Origin of the sequence: Aminobacter aganoensis (genome assembly GCF_014206975.1) — a bacterium.
Classification (GTDB): Bacteria; Pseudomonadota; Alphaproteobacteria; order Rhizobiales; family Rhizobiaceae; genus Aminobacter; species Aminobacter aganoensis.
This window is the reverse complement of the sequence record NZ_JACHOU010000017.1, coordinates 62891-82396: the sequence shown is the minus strand read 5'-3', so window position 1 is coordinate 82396 and position 19506 is coordinate 62891. Positions and strand designations below refer to the sequence as shown.

The window sequence follows — 19506 nt, the reverse complement described above, 5'->3', positions numbered from 1 at the left end:
TAGCATGCTATTCAAGCTCTATCTCTCGGCCATGGCTTTCCAGAAAGAACGCTCCGCCGGCTACCTCGCCAACCAGATGGCGCGCCTCTTCGCCAAGGGCCTGCACGAGCGCATCCGGCCCCTCGGGCTGGCGCCGGCGCAGTTCATGACGCTGCTGCCGCTGTGGGACGAGGACGGGATTTCCCAGAGCGAACTGGTGCGGCGTCTCGATGTCGAGCAGGCGACGATGGCCAACACGCTGACGAGGATGGAGCGCGACGGGCTGATCGAGCGGCGCGCCAATCCCGGCGATGGCCGCTCCCAGGCCATCCACCTGACGCCAAAAGCGAAAGCGCTGCGCGATCCCGCGACCGTTGCGGCCCGCGCGCAGAACGAGGCGGCGCTGGCCGACTTCTCCGAGGACGAACGCCAGGCATTCCTGGCGCTCATGCGACGCGCGATCGCCTCCATGCACAAGGATTGACGCGCGTACTCAACGTGTTCGATGGCTACTCGACCAGGCAGGTCGCCCGGCCGGTGAAATTGTAGGTCCTGCCGTCGCCGCCGGCAGCACCCGTCATGTCGAACACCGTGACGGAATACTGGCCGATGTAGTCGCCCTCTTCGCCCGACTTGGTCCTGATCGTGACCTCGACATAGCCATGCGGCTTGTCGCCGTCGCGCTCGCGGTAGACCACCATGCGCAGCTCTTCGCCGTCGAGCCAGTATTGCGCCAGGTGCTCGCGCCCGAAGGTGATCTTGCGCAGGTCCGCCTCGATGGCCTTGTTGGCAATCTCGATCTCGCCGCGAAAATCGAACACCGGACTGCCCATGCCGCGAGTGACGCCACTCTCGATGGTCAGTTTCACTGCCTCATCCTTGGCACCGCATGACAGCCCGCCAGAGGCAACGGCCGGGCCCGCCGCAAGCAGGATCGACATAAGCACCATCATAACACGCATCGGCATCCATCCCCAAAGCACAGTGTCATGATCGCCGATGCCCGGGGATGGTCAAGTGCCCCAGGGCTGAGCCAATCGACGCCGCAAGCACGGCCAATTGCGGTTTCGCATCCGCTCTGGCTAGAGTGCCCCGGTATCAGTCGGGAGCCATGATGAACCGCATCGAACGTCCGGAAGCCACCGAAGGCGGCGTGGCGCTGTCGCGCATCGCCGAGCTTGCAGCCGCCGAGGCCGAAATCTTCACCAGGGCGCGGCCGAAATCGCAGGCCTCCCTCGGCAACGGCATGGCAGGTTTCTTCAACGGCGTTCCGATGCACTGGATGAAGGACTGGCCGACGCCGTTCCCCATCCTGGTCGACAAGGCCAGCGGCGCCACCATCACCGACGTCGACGGCAACAGGCTCGCCGATTTCTGCCTCGGCGACACCGGCTCGATGTTCGGCCATTCGCCTGCCCCGGTCGCCCGCGCCATCCGCCGCCAGGCGGGCCGGGGCCTGACCTACATGCTGCCGTCGGAGGACTCGCTCACCCTCGGGCTGCTGCTTGCCGAGCGCTTCGGCCTGCCGCACTGGCAGATTGCTACCACCGCGACCGACGCCAACCGCTTCGCCCTCCGCGTCGCCCGCGCCGTCACCGGCCGCGACAAGATCCTCGTCTTCAACGGCTGCTATCACGGCGCCGTCGACGAGACGATGGTGCGGCTGGAAGGTGGCAAGCCGATCAACCGGCCCGGCCTCGCCGGCGAGTTCCGCGACCTCACCGAGCGCACCCGCATCGTCGAGTTCAACGACCTGCCGGCGCTGGAAGAAGCGCTGAGCCATGACGACGTCGCCTGCGTCATCACCGAACCGGTGCTGACCAATTCCTGCATGGTGCTGCCCGAACCCGGCTTCCTCGAAGGCGTGCGTGCGCTGACCCGCAAGGCCGGCACGCTGCTGCTCATCGACGAGACCCACACCATCTCGACCGGCCCAGGCGGCTACACCAAAAAGCACGATCTCGAGCCCGACCTTTTCGTGCTCGGCAAGCCCGTCGCCGGCGGCGTGCCGGCGAGCGTCTGGGGCATGAGCGAAGAGCTCGCCGCCCGCTACACCGCCTACAACGCCACCAAGGAGCCGGGCTATTCCGGCATGGGCACGACTTTGTCGGCCAATCCCCTCCAGTTCGCGGCGATGCGGGCGACGCTTGAAGAGGTGATGACGGAAGCGAACTACGCCCACATGGAAAAGCTGGCAGAACGGCTGGCCACCGGCCTCGACAAGGCGATCCGAAAACGCAGGCTGCCCTGGCACGTGATGCGTGTCGGCGCCCGTGTCGAGTTCATCTGCGCGCCAGGCCCGCTGCGCAATGGCGGCGAGGCCGAGCACGCGCATGCCTCGCGGCTCGAGGCTGCCGTGCACGTGGCGCTGGTCAATCGCGGCGTGCTGATCGCGCCGTTCCACAACATGATGCTGGTCTCGCCGGTGACGACCGCGCGGCAGGTCGACAGGCTGGTCGCAGCTTTCGGCGATATTGCCGCCCGTCTTGCGGCATGAGACAAGGCACAAGGACAATCGAGTGACATCATGACATCACCTTCCGGCTCGACCGTCGACGAGGCCAGGGCCTTCCTCGACGCGAACCCAGACGTCGAAGCCTTCGACATCGTGCTGACCGACGCCAATGGCGTCGGCCGCGGCAAGATCATCCGCCGCCACGAGCTGATGGGCCTCTACGAAGGCGGACGCCACCTGCCGATCTCCATCCTCGGCCTCGACATCACCGGCGAGGACGTGCACGAGACCGGCCTGATCTGGGATTCCGGCGACGGCGACCTGCGCGCCTGGCCGATCCCCGGCACGCTGAAGCCGATGCATGCCACCAGCCCCGCCCGCGGCCAGCTTTTGATGTCGATGTACCATCTCGACGGCGCGCCGATGACTTCGGACCCGAGGCTGGCGCTGCAGCGCCAGGTCGACAAGCTGGCGGCAAAGGGCATGCATCCGGCGGGCGCCTTCGAGCTCGAATTCTTCCTGCTGGCCAACGAACGCGACGGCGACGGCAAGGTGCAGCCGGCCCGCGCCGTGCTCGACGGCCGCGCCTCGGGCAAGACCGAGGTCTATTCGGTCGACCACCTGCACGGCATGGAGCCGCTGTTCTCCGACATCTATGCCGCCGCCAAGCTGCAGGGCATCCCGGCGGAAACCGTCATCTCGGAATACGCCCCGGGCCAGTACGAGCTCACACTGCGCTACCGCAAGGACGTGATGCAGGCCGCCGACGACCTGATCATGCTGAAGCGCATCGTCCGCATGCAGGCGCGCCGCCATGGCGTCACCGCCTGCTTCATGGCCAAGCCGATCGAGAAATATGCCGGCTCGGGCATGCACTTCCACGCCTCGCTGCTCGACAGCAACGGCACCAACGTCTTCGCCGAAGCGAGGGAAGGCATCTGGGAGCCGAAGCTGCTGCACGCGCTCGGCGGCCTCGCCGACACCATGGCGGAATCGATGCTGGTGTTTGCCCCGCATGCCAATTCCTGGCGCCGCTTCGTCTCGCAGTCCTACGCACCGGTGGCGCCGACCTGGGGCGTCAACAACCGCTCGGTGGCGCTGCGCGTGCCGGCGGGCGACGCCAGAAACCGCCGCATCGAGCACCGCCCCTCGGGCGTCGACGCCAACCCCTATCTGGTCGCCGCGACCATCCTCGCCGGCATCTCGAAAGGGCTGGAGGAACAGCTCGATCCCGGCCCCGAGACCTCGGGCAATGGCTACGAACAGGCCGAAGGCACCGAAAGCGTCATGCCGCCGGACTGGCGCACTGCGATCGAGGTGGCCAAGCAATCGGAATTCCTGCGCGAAGCGCTCGGCCACGACCTGCACCGCACGTTTACGGCAATCAAGGAAGCCGAATACCTGCGTGTTGCCCGCACGGTCAGCGAACTCGACTACCACCTCTACCTGCACGAGGTGTGAGGACGGCAGAAGCTTGCTAAGACTTGGGCGCCGGCTGCACCGTCACAGTCAGGCCGAGACTCCTGACGACGCCGAGCAGCGTCGTCAACCGCGGATCGCCGTCGGCGCTGAGGGCCTTGTAAAGGCCCTCACGCGTTACTCCGGCATCCTTGGCGATCTGGCTCATGCCTCGCGCGCGCGCCACGACTCCGAGCGCATGCGTAATGTAGGCAGCATCACCTGTTTCAAAGGCGTCGGAAATCAGCTCGGCCTGGGACTCAGGCGTATCGAGATACGCCGCAGCATCGAATGGAGTTGTCTTGAGAACCATGCTTACACCTCCTTGGCCAGTTCCAAGGCCCGCTTGATGTCGCGGCCTTGGCTCGACTTGTCTCCGCCGCACAGCAGGATGACCAGAATTCGTCCGCGCTGTACGAAGTAGACGCGGTAGCCGGGACCAAAGTCCACGCGCAGTTCGCCGATGCCGTCGAAGAATTTGACATCGCCAAACAGACCGGCCTCAAGCCGAACCACGCGTTGGGCGATCTTGCGCCGGGCTGCCACGTCCCGAAGCCCATCAATCCATTCCCGAAAAATGTCGGTCTGACGGACCTCGAACATATGTGAACCATAGTTCACAGACATCCAGAAGTCAACGCCGACGTGAACTATGGTTTACACCTGCACCTGTTTGCTGGGCTAGGATCGAGCCTACTGGATTGTGACCCGATCACATTTCTTCATCACGCAGTTGAGGCTCTGGATTTTTATCCTGCAAGAACATACCATGAACAGATGCCAGTTCTTTCGACCCGCGAGAAACTCGCGATCCTCTCCGACGCCGCGAAATATGACGCTTCCTGCGCCTCTTCGGGCGCCGGTGGGCGCAACTCGCTGAAGTCTGGCGGCATCGGCTCGACCGAGGGCATGGGCATCTGCCACTCCTACGCGCCCGACGGCCGCTGCATCTCGCTGCTCAAGATCCTGCTGACCAATTTCTGCATCTACGACTGCAGCTACTGCATCAACCGCTCGTCCTCCAATGTCCGCCGCGCCCGCTTCACCGTCGACGAGGTGGTGCGGCTGACCATGGATTTCTACAAACGCAATTACATCGAGGGGCTGTTTCTGTCGTCAGGTGTCATTCGCTCGCCCGACGAGACCATGGGCGAGATGGTGGAGGTGGCGCGGCGGCTGCGGCTCGACGAGAAATTCGGCGGCTACATCCATCTCAAGACCATTCCCGAGGCATCGGCCGAGCTGATCGAGAAGGCCGGCCTCTATGCCGACCGCCTGTCGATCAATGTCGAGCTGCCGACCGACGAGGGCGTGAAGCGGCTGGCACCGGAGAAGAGACCCGAGACGATCCGTGTCTCGATGGCAAAACTGCGCTCGAAAATCGAGGAGAAGGCGGAGCCGACGCTGAGGACGAAGACGCGCGAACGCTTCGCGCCTGGTGGCCAGTCGACGCAGATGATCGTCGGCGCCGACGCCACGCCAGATGCCCGCATCCTCAAGACCAGCGCCCGGCTCTATGGCAGCTACCAGTTGCGCCGCGTCTACTACTCGGCCTTCAGCCCGATCCCCGATGCCTCCTCAGCCCTGCCCCTGAAAAGGCCGCCGCTGATGCGCGAGCACCGGCTTTACCAAGCCGACTGGCTGATGCGTTTCTACGGCTTCGACCAGGGCGAGATCCTCGACGGCCAGCCTGATGGCATGCTCGAACTGGAGATCGATCCCAAGCTTGCCTGGGCACTGCGCAATCGCGCCTCGTTTCCACTCGACATCAACCGCGCCGACAGGGAGATGCTGCTGCGCATCCCGGGTTTTGGCACGCGCGCCGTCGAACGCATCATCGAGACCCGCCGCTTCAGGCGGCTGCGCCTCGAAGACATCGGCCGGCTGTGCCAGTCCGTCGCCAAGGTGCGGCCGTTCATCATCGCCGAAGGCTGGTCACCAGGTGCTGCAACCGACGCCGCCCGCCTGCGCGAGACAATCGCGCCGAAGCCGCGCCAGATCGAGCTGTTCTAATGGCCGGCCAACGGGCTTTTTCACTGGCCGCATACGCCGTGCAACTGGCCAACCCGACCGACTTCGACGGCTGGCGCGATGCCGCGCGGCGGCTGATCACAAACGAGGTGAAGCCCGAGGACATCGAGTGGCATGTCGGCGGCGATGCGACCGAATTGCCAGCCCCGACCCCAGGTGTCGAGCTCAGGGTCTCGAGAGAATTCATCGACCGCGCGGCCATCGTCGCCTGCCACTCCAACGGCGAACGTTTCGCCCTGCTCTACCGCCTGCTGTGGCGGCAGCGCAGCGAGCCCCATCTGTTTCGGATTGCCTCGGACCCGGACGTGCGCCGTTTCGAGGCGATGGAGAAGGCGGTCCGGCGCGACGAGCACAACATGCATGCCTTCGTCCGCTTCCGGAAGATCGGCGACGGCGACGGCGAACGTTTCGTCGCCTGGTTCGAGCCCGACCACTTCATCCTCGAACTTGCCGCGCCCTTCTTCGTGCGCCGCTTCACCGGCATGCACTGGGCGATCCTGACGCCGCACGGCTCGGCCCAGTGGGACCGCGAAAAGCTGGCCTTCGGACCGGCGGCATCGAAAGAGGATGCACCCGCTTCCGACCAGTCCGAGGAGATGTGGCGGACCTATTTCGCCAACATCTTCAACCCGGCGCGCCTGAAGGTGAAGGCGATGCAATCGGAGATGCCCAAGAAATACTGGCGGAACCTTCCCGAGGCCTCGCTTATTCCGGGACTGATCGCTGGCGCCGACCAGGCCGCCAGGGAAATGATCGCAAGGATGCCGACAATGCCCGCACCGCATCACCAGGCCATACAGGCGAAGCACTGGCCCGCAGCCGAAGCTGCTGCCGAGACGGAGGCCCAAAGCATCGACGCTTTGCGCCAGCAGGCAAGTCAGTGCCGGCGCTGCGCGCTGTGGAGCGAGGCGACCCAGACGGTGTTCGGCGAAGGTCCTGATGATGCCGAACTGGTGTTCGTCGGCGAGCAGCCCGGCGACCAGGAGGATCTGCAGGGCCGGCCCTTCGTAGGCCCCGCCGGCAAGATCTTCGACGCCGTGATCGGCGAAGCCGGCATCGACCGCTCATCGGTCTACGTCACCAATGCCGTCAAGCACTTCAAGTTCGAGCCGCGCGGCAAGCGCCGTATCCACAGCAAGCCGAATGCCGGCGAGGTGCAGGCCTGTCGCTGGTGGCTGGTAAAGGAACTCAAGCTGCTGAAGCCGAAGCTGGTGGTGGCGCTCGGCGCGACCGCGGCCCAGTCGCTGCTGGAAGCGCCTGTGGCGATCACCAGACAGCGCGGCCAGGCCATCACCCGCGACGACGGCCTCGCCGTGTTTCTGACGATCCATCCGTCCTACATCCTGCGCATTCGCGACCCGCAACAGGCAGCGGCGGAGCGCGCCCGCTTCGCCGAGGACATCAGGACGGTGCGCCAGATGATGGCTGGCTAGCGAGCCAGGATCGCCCGGAGATCGTTGACGTTCGTGCCGGTCGGCCCAGGGACGAAGAGATCGCCGACCGAATTGAACGCGGTCCAGGCGTTGTTGCCGGCAAGCATCGCCTTGGCATCGACGCCGGCGCCATGCATCCGCGCGACGGTCGAGCCGTCGGCGAAGGCGCCGGCATTGTCCTCCGAACCGTCGATGCCGTCGGTGTCGGCGGCCAGCGCGTCGATGCCTGTCAGGCCGTCGATGCCGATGGCAAACGCCAGCAGGAATTCGCTGTTGCGGCCGCCCTTGCCCTTGGCGCGAAGCGTGACCGTGGTTTCGCCGCCGGACAGGATCAGCACCGGCTTTTTGAACGGACGGTTGCGCACGGCGACCTCGCGGGCGATCGCGGCATGCACGCCGCCAACCTCGCGCGCCTCGCCCTCGATGGCGTCCGACAGGATCACCGTCTCGACGCCCTGCTTGCGTGCCGCCTCGGCCGCCGCGTCGAGCGACACGGCGGCGGAGGCAATGACATGCACCTCGTTGCGGGCGAAGCGCGGGTCGGAAGGCTGCGGCGCGTCGGCAGCGGCCGAATTGATGTGCGCCATGACATTTTCCGGCAAGGCGATCCGGTAGGTCTCGATCAGCCGGAGCGCGTCGGCGCGAGACGCTTCATCAGGCACCGTCGGACCGGAAGCGACCAGCGCCGGGTTGTCGCCGGGGATGTCGGACACGACGAGCGAAACGACGCGGGCAGGATGCGCCGCTGCAGCCAGCCGGCCGCCCTTGATGCCGGAAATGTGCTTGCGAATGGTGTTCATCGCCGAGATCGGCGCGCCAGAAGCGAGCAATGCCTCGTTGACGGCGATCTCGTCGGCCAGCGTCAGGCTGCCTGCCGGCGATGGCAGCAGGGCCGAACCGCCACCAGAGACCAGCGCCACGACGAGGTCGTCCTCGGTCAGGCCCGAAACAGTCTGGAGCAGCAGCTTCGAGGCTTCGAGGCCATTGGCGTCGGGCACTGGGTGCGACGCCTCGACGATCCTGATGCGCTCGCACGGTGCGGCAAAGCCGTAGCGGGTGACGACGACGCCTTCCAGCGGGCCCTCCCAGGCTTTTTCGAAGGCGGCCGCCATCTGCGCCGAGCCCTTGCCGGCGCCGATGACGATGGTCCGACCCTTGGGCTTTTCCGGCAGATGGCGGCGGATCGTGAGTTCCGGATCGGCGGCCGCGACGGCAGCCTCGAAAATCTTGGTCAAAAACTGCTTCGGGTCGGTCATGGCCATCGGTACTCTCACTATCAGTCGCTTCGTCTGTTCATGCAGCATGGCCCCTCATCCCACCTGCCGGGACCTTCTCCCCGTAACGGGGCGAAGGAGGCTGGCCGCAACGTTGCCGCTTGTCCCTTCTCCCGTTTCTGCGGGGAGAAGGTCCCGGTAGGGGGATGAGGGGCGGCGCAAAGTTCCAAATCATGCCGGCCCGAGCGCAAGCTCCGATCTGGGAATGCCGAGATGGTCGCAGATGGCCGCCACCACGACTTCGTGGTCCTGGCGCTCGGGCAGGCCCGAAACGGCGATGGCGCCGACGACGCCGACACCCTTGACGCGGATTGGAAAGCCGCCGCCGGCCAGCACGTAGTCGTCGATCGGCAGAGCCTCGCCGACGGCAAAGGTGCGGTCCGGCCGCGCCTTCTGCAGCACCATGCGGTAGCTGCTGCGGTGGAAGGTCCTGACGACGTTGATCTTGCGCCGCGCCCACTCGGTGTTGTTGACGGTCGAGCCGGGCAGCGCGCAGTAGAACAGCGCACGGTCCCAAAGCCGGATGTCGATGATGACGGGGAAGTTTTCCGACAGCCCGCGCGCACGGATGGCCGAGCCGATGTCGAAGGCGACCGCCTCGTCGAAGCGGTCGAAGACCAGTCGGTCCTCCTGCTCGGCGATCTTGCTCAGATCCTCGGCTGCTGCCATCGTCCGTTCCTCCATCAGACACGGCTCACATGGCAGACCCGGGCCAATGACGCAAGGTCAGGCGGCGCGATCCATGGTCGTCTTGGCGGCTTTGCCTGCGACATAAACCTCCACCACGGCGCGGTCGTCGCCGAGCGTCTGCAACAGGAACAGCTCTTCGGCCAGCGTTGCAGTGCGTTCCATCCGGAGCCGCATGCCCGGCGTTGCGCGGGCGTCGAGCACCACGATGTCGGCGTCGGTGCCGACATCCAGCGTGCCCACCTTGTCCGAAATCGACAGCGATTCGGCGTTGCCGCGCGTCAGCTGCCAGTAGGAGGCCAGCGGGTTGAGCTTCTCGCCATTGAGCGCGATGACCTTGTAGGCCTCGTCCATGGTGCGCAGCATCGAATAGTTGGTGCCGCCGCCAACGTCGGTCGCAGTCGCGATGCGCAGCGGCTTGTCGCGCTTGCGATAGCGCTGGTAGTCGAACAGGCCCGAGCCGAGGAACAGGTTGGAGGTCGGGCAGAACACCGCGATCGAGCCATGCTCGGAGATCGCGTCGGACTCACGCTCGCTAAGATGGATGCAATGGCCCAGAAGCGTGCGCTTGCCGAGCAGGCCGTAGTGCTCGTAGACGTCGGTGTAATCGCGCGACCAGGGATAGAGCTCCTGGGTAAAGGCGATCTCGGCGTGGTTCTCCGACAGATGCGTCTGGATGTGCAGGTCGGGGTGCTCGCGCGCCAGTTGGCCGGCCATTTCCATCTGCTCGGGCGAGGACGTGATGGCGAAGCGCGGGGTGATCGCGACGTGCTGGCGGCCCCTGCCGTGCCATTCGGCGATCAGCGCCTTGGTGTCGTCATAGCTCGTCTGCGGCGTGTCGAGCACGCCGTCCGGCGCGTTGCGGTCCATCATCACCTTGCCGGCGATGTTGAGCATGTTGCGGTCGTGCGACTCGGCGAAGAAAGCCTCGGCCGACTGCTTGTGCACCGAGCAATAGGCGGCGACCGTCGTCGTTCCGTGACGCACCATCTCGTCGAGGAACAGCCGCGAGATGCGACGGCCGTGCTGGGCGTCGATGAAGCGCGTTTCCTCGGGAAACGTATACTTGTTCAGCCATTCCAGCAGCTCGGCGCCATAGGCGGCGATGATCTGCATCTGTGGAATGTGGACATGCGCATCGATGAAACCCGGCAGGATCAGGTGCGGGCGATGGTCGACGACCTTGGCGCCGCCGGCCTGGGCCGCGACCTGGGCATAAGCGCCGACGGCGGCAATCTTGCCGTCGCGCATCAGCACGGCGCCGTCTTCCTCATACGCGTACGACCCATGGTCGTCGGCGCTGTCGGGCCAGCGCAGGAAGGACAAGGTACGGCCGCGAAGAAGAGTGGTGGTCATGATCGGACTCTACAAGCTTTCTGGCGTGGCGAAACCACGGCTGTCGCCGCGCGTCGAAATGGGTGCAACGAGCTGCGCCCTGAACCTCTGCGTGTCGCTGTCTTTTGGCCGGAGCGTGCTCTTGCCCGCCCCGTTTCAGCATCATGCTGCAGGCGCTACTTTCGTGCCTGCTCGTACCAGGCGACCAGCAACGCCCGCTCTTCCGGCGTTATCTGGGTGACGTTGGCCGGCGGCATGGCATGGCTGCGGCCGGCCTGCAGGTAGATCTCGCGGGCGTGCTCGGCGATCGCATTGTCGGTCTCCAGCACGACGCCCTTGGGCGCATAATAGACACCTTCGTAGGACGGCTCGTTGGCATGGCACATGGCGCAGCGGCCAAGCACGGTGTCGCGCACCTTCTCGAACTGTGCCGCGGCGATGTAGGGCTGGGTGGTGACCGAGGCGTTCTTGTCTTCACCGGTCAGCACCTTCGGCACGGTCGACAGCCACATGATGACGATGAACAGCAGCGCGGCGGCGAGCCAGGTCCAGTGCGGATTGCCTTCGCGCTTGTGGATGGTGTTGAAGTAGTGGCGGATCAGCACGCCGATGATGAAGATCAGCGCGGCGATGACCCAGTTGAACTCGGTGCCGAACGCCAGCGGATAGTGGTTCGACAGCATCAGGAACACGACCGGCAGGGTCAGGTAGTTGTTGTGCGTCGAGCGTGTCTTGGCGATCTTGCCGTACTTCGGATCGGGCTTACGGCCGGCGATGAGATCGGCGACGACGATCTTCTGGTTCGGGATGATGGTCATGAAGACGTTCGCCGACATGATCGTCGCCGTGAAGGCGCCAAGGTGCAGGAAGGCGGCGCGACCGGTGAACAACTGCGTGTAGCCCCAGCTCATGAACACCACGATGACATAGAGGATGATCATCAGCAGCGTGTCGTGGTCGCCGAGCTTTGACTTGCACAGTTGGTCGTAGATCACCCAGCCGATGCCGATCGAGGCGAGCGAAATGGCGATCGCCACCGGCGCCGAGACGTCGAGCACGTTGCGGTCGATGAGGAACAGTTCGGCGCCGCCGTAATAGACCAGGCTGAGCAGCGCGAAGCCCGACAGCCAGGTGGCATAGGATTCCCACTTGAACCAGGTCAGGTGCTCCGGCATCTGCGCCGGCGCCACCAGGTATTTCTGGATGTGGTAGAAGCCGCCACCATGGACCTGCCATTCTTCGCCATGGGCGCCGGCAGGCAGTCCATCATGCTTCCTCAGCCCGAGGTCGAGGGCGATGAAGTAGAAGGACGAGCCGATCCACGCCATCGCGGTGATGACATGCAGCCACCGCACGGCGAAGCTTGCCCAGTCCATGAAAAACGCCAAGTCGTACATCCGCCGTCCCTTTTCCGCAGCAGCAGCAATCTTACGATGCCCGATGCATGTGGGAAGTGAAAGGATTCGCGATGACTTTCAAAAAAATCTGGAAAATACTAGCGTAGCGCGGCGCGGCAAAAGCCGGCTATGGAACCTCGGCATCGCATGGCATATCTCGACAACATCGCCGTTTTCGTTCGCGTCGTGGAACTCGGCAATCTCTCTGCCGCGGGCCGCGACATGCGCATTTCGCCTGCCGTCGCCTCCAACAGAATCAAGGAGTTGGAGAAGCATCTCGGCGTGCGCCTGTTCAACCGCACGACGCGCCAGCTGATGCCGACCGAGCATGGCAACGTCTTCTACGCCGGTGCCAAGCAGGTGCTGGAGGCAATCACCGAGGCCGAGGCCGCGGTCTCGGCGCTCTCCGGCCAGCCCCGCGGCACCATTCGCGTCACTGCCCCGCTCGGCCTCGGCCGCCGGCTGCTGGCTTCGGGCATTCCCGAATTCCATGACAAATACCCCGACATCGAGGTCCGGCTGCGCCTGTCCGACCACAATGTCGACATCCTCAAGGAAGGCATCGACGTCGCCTTCCGGCTCGGTGTCATCGAGGATTCGAGCCTCAGGATGCGCGGCATCATGGAATGCGAGCGCGTGCTGGTCGCCGCGCCGAAATATCTCGAAAAGCGTGGCGAACCCGAGAGCGCCAACGACCTGATCGGCAGGAAGCATGACTGCCTGATGCTGCGCTATCCCGGCTCGCGCGAATTCTACTGGATGCTGGAGACGCCGGCCGGGCCGACCAAGTTCGAGGTCCACGGGCCGTTCGATTCCGACGACGGCGACGTGCTGACCGGCTGGGCACTGGCCGGACGCGGCATCATCAACAAGCCGCGCTTCGAGGTCGAACCCTTCATCCGCGACGGGCGGCTGCAGGTGATCCTGCCGCAGACGCCGCCGACGCCGGTGCAGTTCGCTGCGGTCTATCCGCACAAGAAGCTGCAGGACCCAAAGGTCCGGCTGCTGCTCGACTTCATGGCCGACCGCTGCCACAAGCTGATCAAGGAAATCCTGGCCGGCAAGTAGCCCGCTCGCACCAGCTCCTAGACGATGGCTTGGTAGGCCGAAGTCCAGAAGTCGGTGTAATGCGCCGGCGCCTGCGGCGAATCCATCAGCCGCTGGGACAACAGGATACCGGCAAGGTCGTTTTCGGGATCGGCATATCCAGAGGTGCCGTAGCCGCCATCCCAGCCGAAGCGGCCGGGTACCTGCCAGAGATTGTCGCGCTTGAGTGCCACCGACATGCCGAAGCCCCAGCCCGAATTGCCGTTGAAGAACATCGGCGCGCTCGCCTTCTGCTCCTCTGTAAGCTGGTCCGTCGTCATCAACTCGACCGAGGCGCGCGACAGGATGCGCTCGCTGCCGAGCCTGCCCTTGCCGAGCAGCATCCGCTGGAAGGCAAGATAGTCGTCGGCCGTCGACACCAGACCGCCGCCGCCGGCTTCGAAGCTCGGCGACGAGGCGAACAATCCGCCTTTCGCCTCGTCGTAGACGCCGAGCTTGCCGGTCTGGAAATCCCTGGAATAGGCGGTCGCGAGCCGGCCGACCTTGTCTGCGGGCACATGGAAGCCGGTGTCCTTCATGCCAAGCGGGCCGAAGATGCGCTCCTGCATGAAGACCGACAGCGGCTGGCCGGCCGCGCGGGCGACAAGCACCCCGGAGACGTCGAGGCCGGTGTGGTAGAGCCAGCCCTCGCCCGGCTGATGGGCGAGCGGCAGGGAGCCGACAGCTTTCATGAAGGCGTCTGCCGAGCCACGGAACAGGTCGGCGCTCGGCACGATGCCAGCCTCCGCCATAGCATGCTGCACCGGATAAGCGAAGGGATAGACCATGATCGCGCCGAGCCCGAAACGCAGGGTCAGCAGGTCGCGCAAGGTGATCGCCCGACTGGCGGGAGCCGTGTCGGTGAGCTGAGCGTCGACGGACTTGAGAACCTTGCGGTTGGCAAGTTCGGGCAGCCATTTGTCGACCGGATCGTCGAGCCGGAGCCGCGACTCCTCGACGAGTATCATCGCCGCGACTGCCGTAACCGGTTTGGTCAGCGAGGCGATGCGGAAGATGCTGTCGCGCCGCATCGGCATCGAGCCGTTCAGCGCCAGCGCTCCTATGGCCTCGACATGGGTCTCGCCGACGCGACTGACGGCCCAGACGAGCCCAGGCAACGCGCCGCGCTCGACATGGCCGGCCATCACCTTGCGCATCCGCTCAAGCCTGTCGGGTATGAAATTGCCGGTGCTCATCGTCGTGCTCCCTGGCCTTGCGCCCGTTTCCGTTCGCCCTGCTGCGCCGCTGCCCCTGCCGGGGCAAGCACGGCTGCAAGCACTGCGCCCTTCATGATTGTACGCGGTCCATTCCCGAGATCGTCCCCATTCGAGCGTCCTCCGCGCCGGCGGCAGTCCGTCAGCCCGCCGTCTCGTCCAGATGCCTGGCAAGCGCTTCGAGCAGTTCGGCCCAGCCCGCCTTGCGGTCGGCCGTCTGGGCGTCGGTGTTGTCGCTGTCGAGATAGGCCGCCTGCTCCGAATAGACCAGGCGCGTGCCCTTGCCTTCCGCCACGAATTCGATGGTTGCCAGCGAGGCGGAGAACCGCTTGCCCTCCGTTGCCATGACATATGCGAAGACAATCCGCTTGTCGGGGACGATGTCGAGATAGGTCGTGTCGTTGGAATACGAGGCCCCGCCCCCGAAGCGGAAGCTGCTGCGCTCGGAGCCGCCGGGCCTGAAGTCGGCTGCGAATTCGTCGACCTGCCAGCCCTCGCCCTCGACGAACCAGCGGCGCTTGCGCTCGGCCTGTGAGAATGCCGAAAACAGCTCCGCCGGTGCCACCGGGTAGATGCGGTCGCTGCTGAAGGTCGAATGCGATGTGCCTGACATGTCGTTCCTCCTCCGTGGGTATGGCAACCAGATTTAAAACCAGTTGCATTTACTAACCAGTTGCAGGCTAGCGCAACTGATTTTATGTTGCAACCAGTTTTTGGAGACACGGCATGAACCAGCATCAACGGTCGGGCTGCCCGATCAACCTCACCCTCGAGGTGGTCGGCGACAAATGGAGCCTGATCGTCCTGCGCGACATGATGTTCGGCAACCGCCGGCATTTTCGCGAACTGCTGACGAACTCCGAGGAAGGCATCGCCTCCAACATCCTCGCCGACCGGCTGAAGCGGCTTGTCGAGGACGGGCTGATCACCAAGGCCGACGATCCCAGCCACAAGCAGAAGGCGATCTATTCGCTGACGGAGATGGCGATCGAGTTGCTGCCGGTTTTCGCCAGTATCGGCGCCTGGGGCCGCAAGTGGCTGCCGGTCAGCGAGGAACTCAGCATCCGCGCCGAGCTTCTGGAAAAAGGCGGCCCCGAGATGTGGCAGCGCTTCATGGAGGAGTTGCGTGCCTCCCATCTCGGCGAACCGCTGTCGGACGCCGCGCAAAAGCGCCTGCCGGTGCGTGAGCAATTGCAGGCCGCCTATCTCGAAGTCGTCGCTCGCAACGCCGCCGCTCGCTGATTTTCGACTGGTCCAGCCCGGAACCGAACCGTCATGTGGCTGTTGTAGGCTGCGTGTGCCTTCCGGCCCGGCCGGGCGGCACGACCCGAGGATCAAGGAGCAGCCGATGATTTCCCACCCGACACGCAACGACCTCAAGTCCAATGCCAAGAAGGTCTCGATCGAACTGCTCAACTCCAGGCTGGCCGATGCCATCGACCTTGCCCTGCTGACCAAGCAGGCGCACTGGAACGTCAAGGGACCGCATTTCATCGCCATCCATGAAATGCTCGACGGCTTCCGCAAGGAGCTGGATGTTCATGTCGACACCATCGCCGAGCGCGCGGCACAGCTCGGCGGCGCGGCCCTGGGCACGACGCAGGTCGTGGCCGAGACCAGCAAGCAGAAGCCTTATCCGACCGACATCTCGAAGACCAAGGACCACATCGCCGCGCTGATCGACCGCTATGCCGATGCGGCGAAGAGCGTGCGTTCGGCCATCGACGAGGCCGACGAAGCCGGCGATGCCGACACCACGGACATCTTCACCGCCTATTCGCGCGCCCTCGACAAGTCGCTGTGGTTCCTCGAGGCCCACATCCAGGAAAGCGAATAGCTCAGGGCGTTTCGTTCAGGCTGGCCTGTTCGCAAGAGCAGTCATGATCTCGGCTGCGGCAAGGGCGGCGATGACTGCGGGTCGCTTGTCCTTCACCGCATCGCCGCCGATCGGGCAGACCAGCCGCGCAAACTGCGCCTCGCTGCCGCCGGCGGTCTTGAGGAACCAGCTCTTGAACGTCGCCTTCTTGGTCTTCGAGCCGATCATGCCGACATAGCCGGTGTCGTCGCGCTTCAGCGCCTCGGCGACGATCAGGAAGTCGAGCGCGTGGTCGTGGGTCAGCACGACGTAAGCCGAACCTCCCGGCGCCTCGCGCACCATCTCCTCCGGTACCGGGGTCAGCCTGGTGTCGATCTCCCCGGGCATGCCGTCGAGCGCATCGGCGCGAGTCTCGACGACAACGACGTTCAGCGGCAGCAACGCGAAGGCCGATGCCAGCGCATGCCCGACATGGCCGCCGCCGAAGACCAGCACCTGCGGCAGGGCCGCGTCCGACGCCTCGGCCGATGCCACCAGGTCGGCCGCCATCGCCGCGTAGACAGGGCGGATGGCAACCTCAACCCGCCCGCCGCAGCACTGGCCGATCTCGGGGCCGAGCGGGATGTCGAGGGTGAGGTTTTCCCTCCTCGAGGGGAGGGTGGCGGCGAAACCGTCGGGTGGGGTCGTTGCGACCGGGCTCGACACCCCTTGGGCGCCTGAGGTTACCCCCTCTGCTGCCCGCTTTGCGGGCATCTCCCCCCCAAGGGGGGAGAGCGCCGGCGCAGACAGCATCGCGCGCGCCGCGTCGATCGCCATGAATTCCAGTTGCCCGCCGCCGATGGTGCCGAAGATGCGTTCCGGCGACACCAGCATCCACGCGCCCTTTTCGCGCGGGGTTGAGCCCTTCGCCTCGGCCACCTCGACCAGCGCCGCTGAGGGCGCCGTGTCAAGGAATGCGCGCAGGCTCCTGACGGTCTTGCTCACTTGGCCTGGGCCGCCTCGGCCCGGAGGCGTTCGATCGCCATCAGCACCCGCTCCGGCGTTGCCGGCGCGTCGAGGCGCGGGCAGACCTTGTGGTCGGCGACGCTGGCGACCGCATCCGAAAGCGCCTGCAGCACCGAGATGCCGAGCGGCAGCGGCGGCTCGCCGACGGCCTTCGAACGGTGGATGGTCGGCTCGTAGGCCTCGGACCAGTCGGTCAGTGCCACGTTGAAGATCTTCGGCCGGTCGGAAGCCAGCGGGATCTTGTAGGTCGACGGCGCATGCGTGCGCAACCGGCCCTTGCCATCCCACCACAGCTCTTCCGTAGTCAGCCAGCCCGTGCCCTGGACGAAGCCGCCCTCGACCTGGCCGATGTCGATGGCCCGGTTCAGCGAGCGGCCGGTGTCGTGCAGGATATCGGCCCGCTCGATGACGTATTCGCCGGTCAGCGTGTCGATCGACACCTCCGAGCAGGCCGCGCCATAGGAGTAGTAATAGAAGGCGTGGCCCCTGCCCTTGCTCCGGTCCCAGTGGATCTTCGGCGTTTTGTAGTGGCCGGCGGCCGACAACTGGATACGGTTGAGATAGGCCTGCTTGACCAGGTCGTTGAACGAAATCTCCTGGTTGCCGACGCGCACCCTGTTGGGCAGGAACACCACCTGGTCGCCCGGCACCTGGTACTTCTCGGCGGCGAAGTCGGTCAGCCGCTTGCGGATCTGCCGCGCCGCGTCCTGTGCCGCCATGCCGTTGAGGTCGGCGCCCGAGGACGCCGCCGTCGGCGCTGTGTTGGGCACCTTGGCCGTGGTCGTCGCCGTGATCTTCACCCGGTCGAGGTCGATCTGGAACTCTTCCGCCACCACCTGCGCCACCTTGAGATGCAGGCCCTGGCCCATCTCGGTGCCGCCATGGTTCATGTGCACCGAGCCGTCGGCATAGACATGCACCAGCGCGCCGGCCTGGTTGGACTCGGTCTTGGTGAAGGAAATGCCGAACTTGACCGGCGTCAGCGAAAGTCCGCGCTTGACGAAGCGGCTGTTGGCGTTGAACGCCGCGATCTCGCGCCGGCGGCGCGCATAGGACGCGCTCTCCTCCAGTTCCGCCACGATGCGGTGGATGATGTTGTCCTCGACCTTTTGGTGATAGGGCGTCAGGTTGCGTTCGCCGGCAACGCCGATGGCGTCGTAGAAGTTCAGCTTGCGGATCTCGAGCGGATCCTTGCCGAGCGCAAACGCCACCTCCTCGATGACGCGCTCGGCGCCGACCATGCCCTGCGGCCCGCCGAAGCCACGGAACGCCGTGTTCGACACCGTGTTGGTGTAGAGCGGCGCCGACTTCGCATGCACGTTCGGATAGAAATAGGCGTTGTCGCAATGGAACAGCGCCCGGTCGCCCACCGGCCCCGACAGATCGGCCGAAAAGCCGGCATTGAGCGCGAACATGTAGTCGACGCCGAGGATGTTGCCCGCGTCGTCGAAGCCGACCTCGTAGTCGATGGCGAAGTCGTGGCGCTTGCCGGTGGCGGTCATGTCCTCGTCGCGGTCGAGGCGGACCTTCACAGCGCGCTTGTGCTTCTTGGCCGCGATGGCGGCAATCGCCGCGCACTGGTTGGCCTGTGTTTCCTTGCCGCCGAAGCCGCCGCCCATGCGCCGAACCTCGACCGTCACCGCGTGGCTTGGCACGCCGAGCACATGCGAAACGAGGTGCTGGGTCTCGCTCGGGCCTTGAGTCGAGCAATAGACGATGACCTCGTCGTCCTCGCCGGGCACCGCCAGCGACACCTGGCCTTCGAGATAGAAATGGTCCTGGCCGCCGAGCTTCATCCGCCCCTTCACCCGGCGTGGAGCCGCGGCTATAGCCGCCGCGGCATCGCCTCGGCTGAGCGTCAGCGGCGACGTCACCTGCTTGTCCGTCTCCGGGTCGAGGTCCCAGATGCTGATGACGGCCGGCAGCTCGTCATATTCGATCTTGGCCAGGCGCGCGGCGCGGCGGGCCTGCTCGCGGGTGTTGGCCACGACGGCGAAGATCGGCTGGCCGTGGAACTCCACCTTGCCCTCGGCGAAGACCGGGTCGTCATGCATGCCGCTCGGCGAAATGTCGTTTTCGCCCGGCACGTCGGCATGGGTCAGCACGTCAACGACGCCGGGTGCGGCACGGACGGCGGACAGGTCGACCGACTTCAGCGTGCCATGGGTGACGTTGGACAGGCCGAGGCCGACATGCAGCGTGCCCGCAGGTTCCGGCATGTCGTCGATATAGACGGCCTCGCCGGCAACGTGCTTGTGCGCGGAATCGTGGCGCTGGTCGGTGTGCACGCCACCGGTGATCTTCGCCGCCTTGAGGTTAGGTTGGTGCTGGGTCAT

19 protein-coding genes are annotated in these 19506 nt (G+C 65.3%); 8 read left to right on the top strand and 11 right to left on the bottom strand.

Translation table 11 applies throughout. From position 1 onward, the window contains the following. Positions 1–4 precede the first annotated feature (4 nt). A complete protein-coding gene (locus tag GGR00_RS23015) occupies positions 5–463 on the top strand; it encodes a MarR family winged helix-turn-helix transcriptional regulator (RefSeq protein WP_244487900.1) in 459 nt (152 codons plus the stop codon). Between the two features lie 25 nt (positions 464–488). On the opposite strand, the gene GGR00_RS23010 is transcribed toward GGR00_RS23015, so the two are convergent. Beyond that, positions 489–941 (bottom strand): hypothetical protein, encoded by a 453-nt coding sequence (locus tag GGR00_RS23010; protein ID WP_156381342.1) that lies wholly within the window; start codon positions 939–941, stop codon positions 489–491. Positions 942–1090: 149 nt separating this feature from the next. Between GGR00_RS23010 and GGR00_RS23005 the strand changes: the two genes are divergently transcribed. Both GGR00_RS23005 and GGR00_RS23000 read left to right on the top strand, forming a co-directional pair. Further along, positions 1091–2476 carry an aspartate aminotransferase family protein gene (locus tag GGR00_RS23005; protein ID WP_377865436.1) on the top strand — a complete coding sequence of 462 codons (1386 nt, stop codon included), beginning with the start codon at positions 1091–1093 and terminating at the stop codon, positions 2474–2476. A gap of 30 nt (positions 2477–2506) precedes the next feature. Beyond that, positions 2507–3895 (top strand): glutamine synthetase family protein, encoded by a 1389-nt coding sequence (locus tag GGR00_RS23000; protein WP_184701375.1) that lies wholly within the window; start codon positions 2507–2509, stop codon positions 3893–3895. Between the two features lie 16 nt (positions 3896–3911). Here GGR00_RS23000 and GGR00_RS22995 read toward each other — a convergent pair whose 3' ends face one another. Beyond that, positions 3912–4205, bottom strand: a complete 294-nt coding sequence (locus tag GGR00_RS22995) for an addiction module antidote protein (RefSeq protein WP_184701373.1) — start codon at positions 4203–4205, stop codon at positions 3912–3914. Between the two features lie 2 nt (positions 4206–4207). Beyond that, positions 4208–4495: a type II toxin-antitoxin system RelE/ParE family toxin gene (locus GGR00_RS22990; protein ID WP_055979959.1), complete on the bottom strand. Its 288-nt coding sequence runs from the start codon at positions 4493–4495 to the stop codon at positions 4208–4210. A gap of 174 nt (positions 4496–4669) precedes the next feature. Here GGR00_RS22990 and GGR00_RS22985 point away from each other — a divergent pair, with 174 nt between their 5' ends. Further along, a complete protein-coding gene (locus tag GGR00_RS22985) occupies positions 4670–5905 on the top strand; it encodes a putative DNA modification/repair radical SAM protein (protein WP_184701371.1) in 1236 nt (411 codons plus the stop codon). After that, positions 5905–7356 carry a UdgX family uracil-DNA binding protein gene (locus GGR00_RS22980; protein ID WP_184701369.1) on the top strand — a complete coding sequence of 484 codons (1452 nt, stop codon included), beginning with the start codon at positions 5905–5907 and terminating at the stop codon, positions 7354–7356. Before GGR00_RS22985 ends, GGR00_RS22980 begins: the two co-directional genes overlap by 1 nt. On the opposite strand, the gene GGR00_RS22975 is transcribed toward GGR00_RS22980, so the two are convergent. From GGR00_RS22975 to GGR00_RS22960, 4 genes are all read right to left on the bottom strand, one after another. Continuing rightward, positions 7353–8618, bottom strand: coding sequence for a glycerate kinase type-2 family protein (locus GGR00_RS22975; RefSeq protein ID WP_184701367.1), 1266 nt, complete (start codon positions 8616–8618; stop codon positions 7353–7355). The two genes, GGR00_RS22980 and GGR00_RS22975, sit on opposite strands and share 4 nt — an antisense overlap. Positions 8619–8801: 183 nt before the next feature. Further along, on the bottom strand, positions 8802–9299 hold the full coding sequence (locus GGR00_RS22970; RefSeq protein ID WP_055980315.1) for a heme-degrading domain-containing protein: 498 nt from the start codon (positions 9297–9299) through the stop codon (positions 8802–8804). Positions 9300–9356: 57 nt separating this feature from the next. Next, positions 9357–10673, bottom strand: coding sequence for a guanine deaminase (gene guaD / locus GGR00_RS22965; RefSeq protein ID WP_055979972.1), 1317 nt, complete (start codon positions 10671–10673; stop codon positions 9357–9359). Between the two features lie 155 nt (positions 10674–10828). Continuing rightward, positions 10829–12049, bottom strand: a complete 1221-nt coding sequence (locus GGR00_RS22960; protein ID WP_184701365.1) for a urate hydroxylase PuuD — start codon at positions 12047–12049, stop codon at positions 10829–10831. Between the two features lie 147 nt (positions 12050–12196). Between GGR00_RS22960 and GGR00_RS22955 the strand changes: the two genes are divergently transcribed. Beyond that, positions 12197–13117: a LysR family transcriptional regulator gene (locus GGR00_RS22955; protein WP_055979979.1), complete on the top strand. Its 921-nt coding sequence runs from the start codon at positions 12197–12199 to the stop codon at positions 13115–13117. 17 nt (positions 13118–13134) lie between these two features. On the opposite strand, the gene GGR00_RS22950 is transcribed toward GGR00_RS22955, so the two are convergent. After that, positions 13135–14331 carry a serine hydrolase domain-containing protein gene (locus tag GGR00_RS22950; protein WP_184701363.1) on the bottom strand — a complete coding sequence of 399 codons (1197 nt, stop codon included), beginning with the start codon at positions 14329–14331 and terminating at the stop codon, positions 13135–13137. Positions 14332–14491: 160 nt separating this feature from the next. Next, a complete protein-coding gene (locus tag GGR00_RS22945) occupies positions 14492–14962 on the bottom strand; it encodes an SRPBCC family protein (protein ID WP_184701361.1) in 471 nt (156 codons plus the stop codon). 113 nt (positions 14963–15075) lie between these two features. Here GGR00_RS22945 and GGR00_RS22940 point away from each other — a divergent pair, with 113 nt between their 5' ends. Continuing rightward, complete coding sequence (locus tag GGR00_RS22940; protein ID WP_184701359.1) at positions 15076–15591, top strand: winged helix-turn-helix transcriptional regulator; 516 nt, start codon at positions 15076–15078, stop codon at positions 15589–15591. Between the two features lie 106 nt (positions 15592–15697). Then, a complete protein-coding gene (gene dps / locus GGR00_RS22935) occupies positions 15698–16186 on the top strand; it encodes a DNA starvation/stationary phase protection protein Dps (protein WP_184701357.1) in 489 nt (162 codons plus the stop codon). Positions 16187–16201: 15 nt separating this feature from the next. Here the strand turns inward: dps and xdhC are convergent, their stop codons facing one another. Both xdhC and xdhB read right to left on the bottom strand, forming a co-directional pair. Then, positions 16202–17149, bottom strand: a complete 948-nt coding sequence (gene xdhC / locus GGR00_RS22930; protein ID WP_184701356.1) for a xanthine dehydrogenase accessory protein XdhC — start codon at positions 17147–17149, stop codon at positions 16202–16204. Beyond that, positions 17146–19506 (bottom strand): xanthine dehydrogenase molybdopterin binding subunit, encoded by a 2361-nt coding sequence (gene xdhB / locus GGR00_RS22925; RefSeq protein WP_184701354.1) that lies wholly within the window; start codon positions 19504–19506, stop codon positions 17146–17148. The genes xdhC and xdhB overlap by 4 nt, the downstream gene beginning before the upstream one ends.

What these genes read in the sequence shown, in the direction of transcription:
- GGR00_RS23015 (WP_244487900.1), top strand. Translation starts at nt 5, where the DNA reads ATGCTATTCAAGCTCTATCTCTCGGCCATGGCTTTCCAGAAAGAACGC.
- GGR00_RS23010 (WP_156381342.1), bottom strand. Translation starts at nt 941, where the DNA reads ATGCGTGTTATGATGGTGCTTATGTCGATCCTGCTTGCGGCGGGCCCG.
- GGR00_RS23005 (WP_377865436.1), top strand. Translation starts at nt 1,091, where the DNA reads ATGATGAACCGCATCGAACGTCCGGAAGCCACCGAAGGCGGCGTGGCG.
- GGR00_RS23000 (WP_184701375.1), top strand. Translation starts at nt 2,507, where the DNA reads ATGACATCACCTTCCGGCTCGACCGTCGACGAGGCCAGGGCCTTCCTC.
- GGR00_RS22995 (WP_184701373.1), bottom strand. Translation starts at nt 4,205, where the DNA reads ATGGTTCTCAAGACAACTCCATTCGATGCTGCGGCGTATCTCGATACG.
- GGR00_RS22990 (WP_055979959.1), bottom strand. Translation starts at nt 4,495, where the DNA reads ATGTTCGAGGTCCGTCAGACCGACATTTTTCGGGAATGGATTGATGGG.
- GGR00_RS22985 (WP_184701371.1), top strand. Translation starts at nt 4,670, where the DNA reads ATGCCAGTTCTTTCGACCCGCGAGAAACTCGCGATCCTCTCCGACGCC.
- GGR00_RS22980 (WP_184701369.1), top strand. Translation starts at nt 5,905, where the DNA reads ATGGCCGGCCAACGGGCTTTTTCACTGGCCGCATACGCCGTGCAACTG.
- GGR00_RS22975 (WP_184701367.1), bottom strand. Translation starts at nt 8,618, where the DNA reads ATGGCCATGACCGACCCGAAGCAGTTTTTGACCAAGATTTTCGAGGCT.
- GGR00_RS22970 (WP_055980315.1), bottom strand. Translation starts at nt 9,299, where the DNA reads ATGGCAGCAGCCGAGGATCTGAGCAAGATCGCCGAGCAGGAGGACCGA.
- guaD (WP_055979972.1), bottom strand. Translation starts at nt 10,673, where the DNA reads ATGACCACCACTCTTCTTCGCGGCCGTACCTTGTCCTTCCTGCGCTGG.
- GGR00_RS22960 (WP_184701365.1), bottom strand. Translation starts at nt 12,049, where the DNA reads ATGTACGACTTGGCGTTTTTCATGGACTGGGCAAGCTTCGCCGTGCGG.
- GGR00_RS22955 (WP_055979979.1), top strand. Translation starts at nt 12,197, where the DNA reads ATGGCATATCTCGACAACATCGCCGTTTTCGTTCGCGTCGTGGAACTC.
- GGR00_RS22950 (WP_184701363.1), bottom strand. Translation starts at nt 14,331, where the DNA reads ATGAGCACCGGCAATTTCATACCCGACAGGCTTGAGCGGATGCGCAAG.
- GGR00_RS22945 (WP_184701361.1), bottom strand. Translation starts at nt 14,962, where the DNA reads ATGTCAGGCACATCGCATTCGACCTTCAGCAGCGACCGCATCTACCCG.
- GGR00_RS22940 (WP_184701359.1), top strand. Translation starts at nt 15,076, where the DNA reads ATGAACCAGCATCAACGGTCGGGCTGCCCGATCAACCTCACCCTCGAG.
- dps (WP_184701357.1), top strand. Translation starts at nt 15,698, where the DNA reads ATGATTTCCCACCCGACACGCAACGACCTCAAGTCCAATGCCAAGAAG.
- xdhB (WP_184701354.1), bottom strand. Translation starts at nt 19,506, where the DNA reads ATGACCCAGCACCAACCTAACCTCAAGGCGGCGAAGATCACCGGTGGC.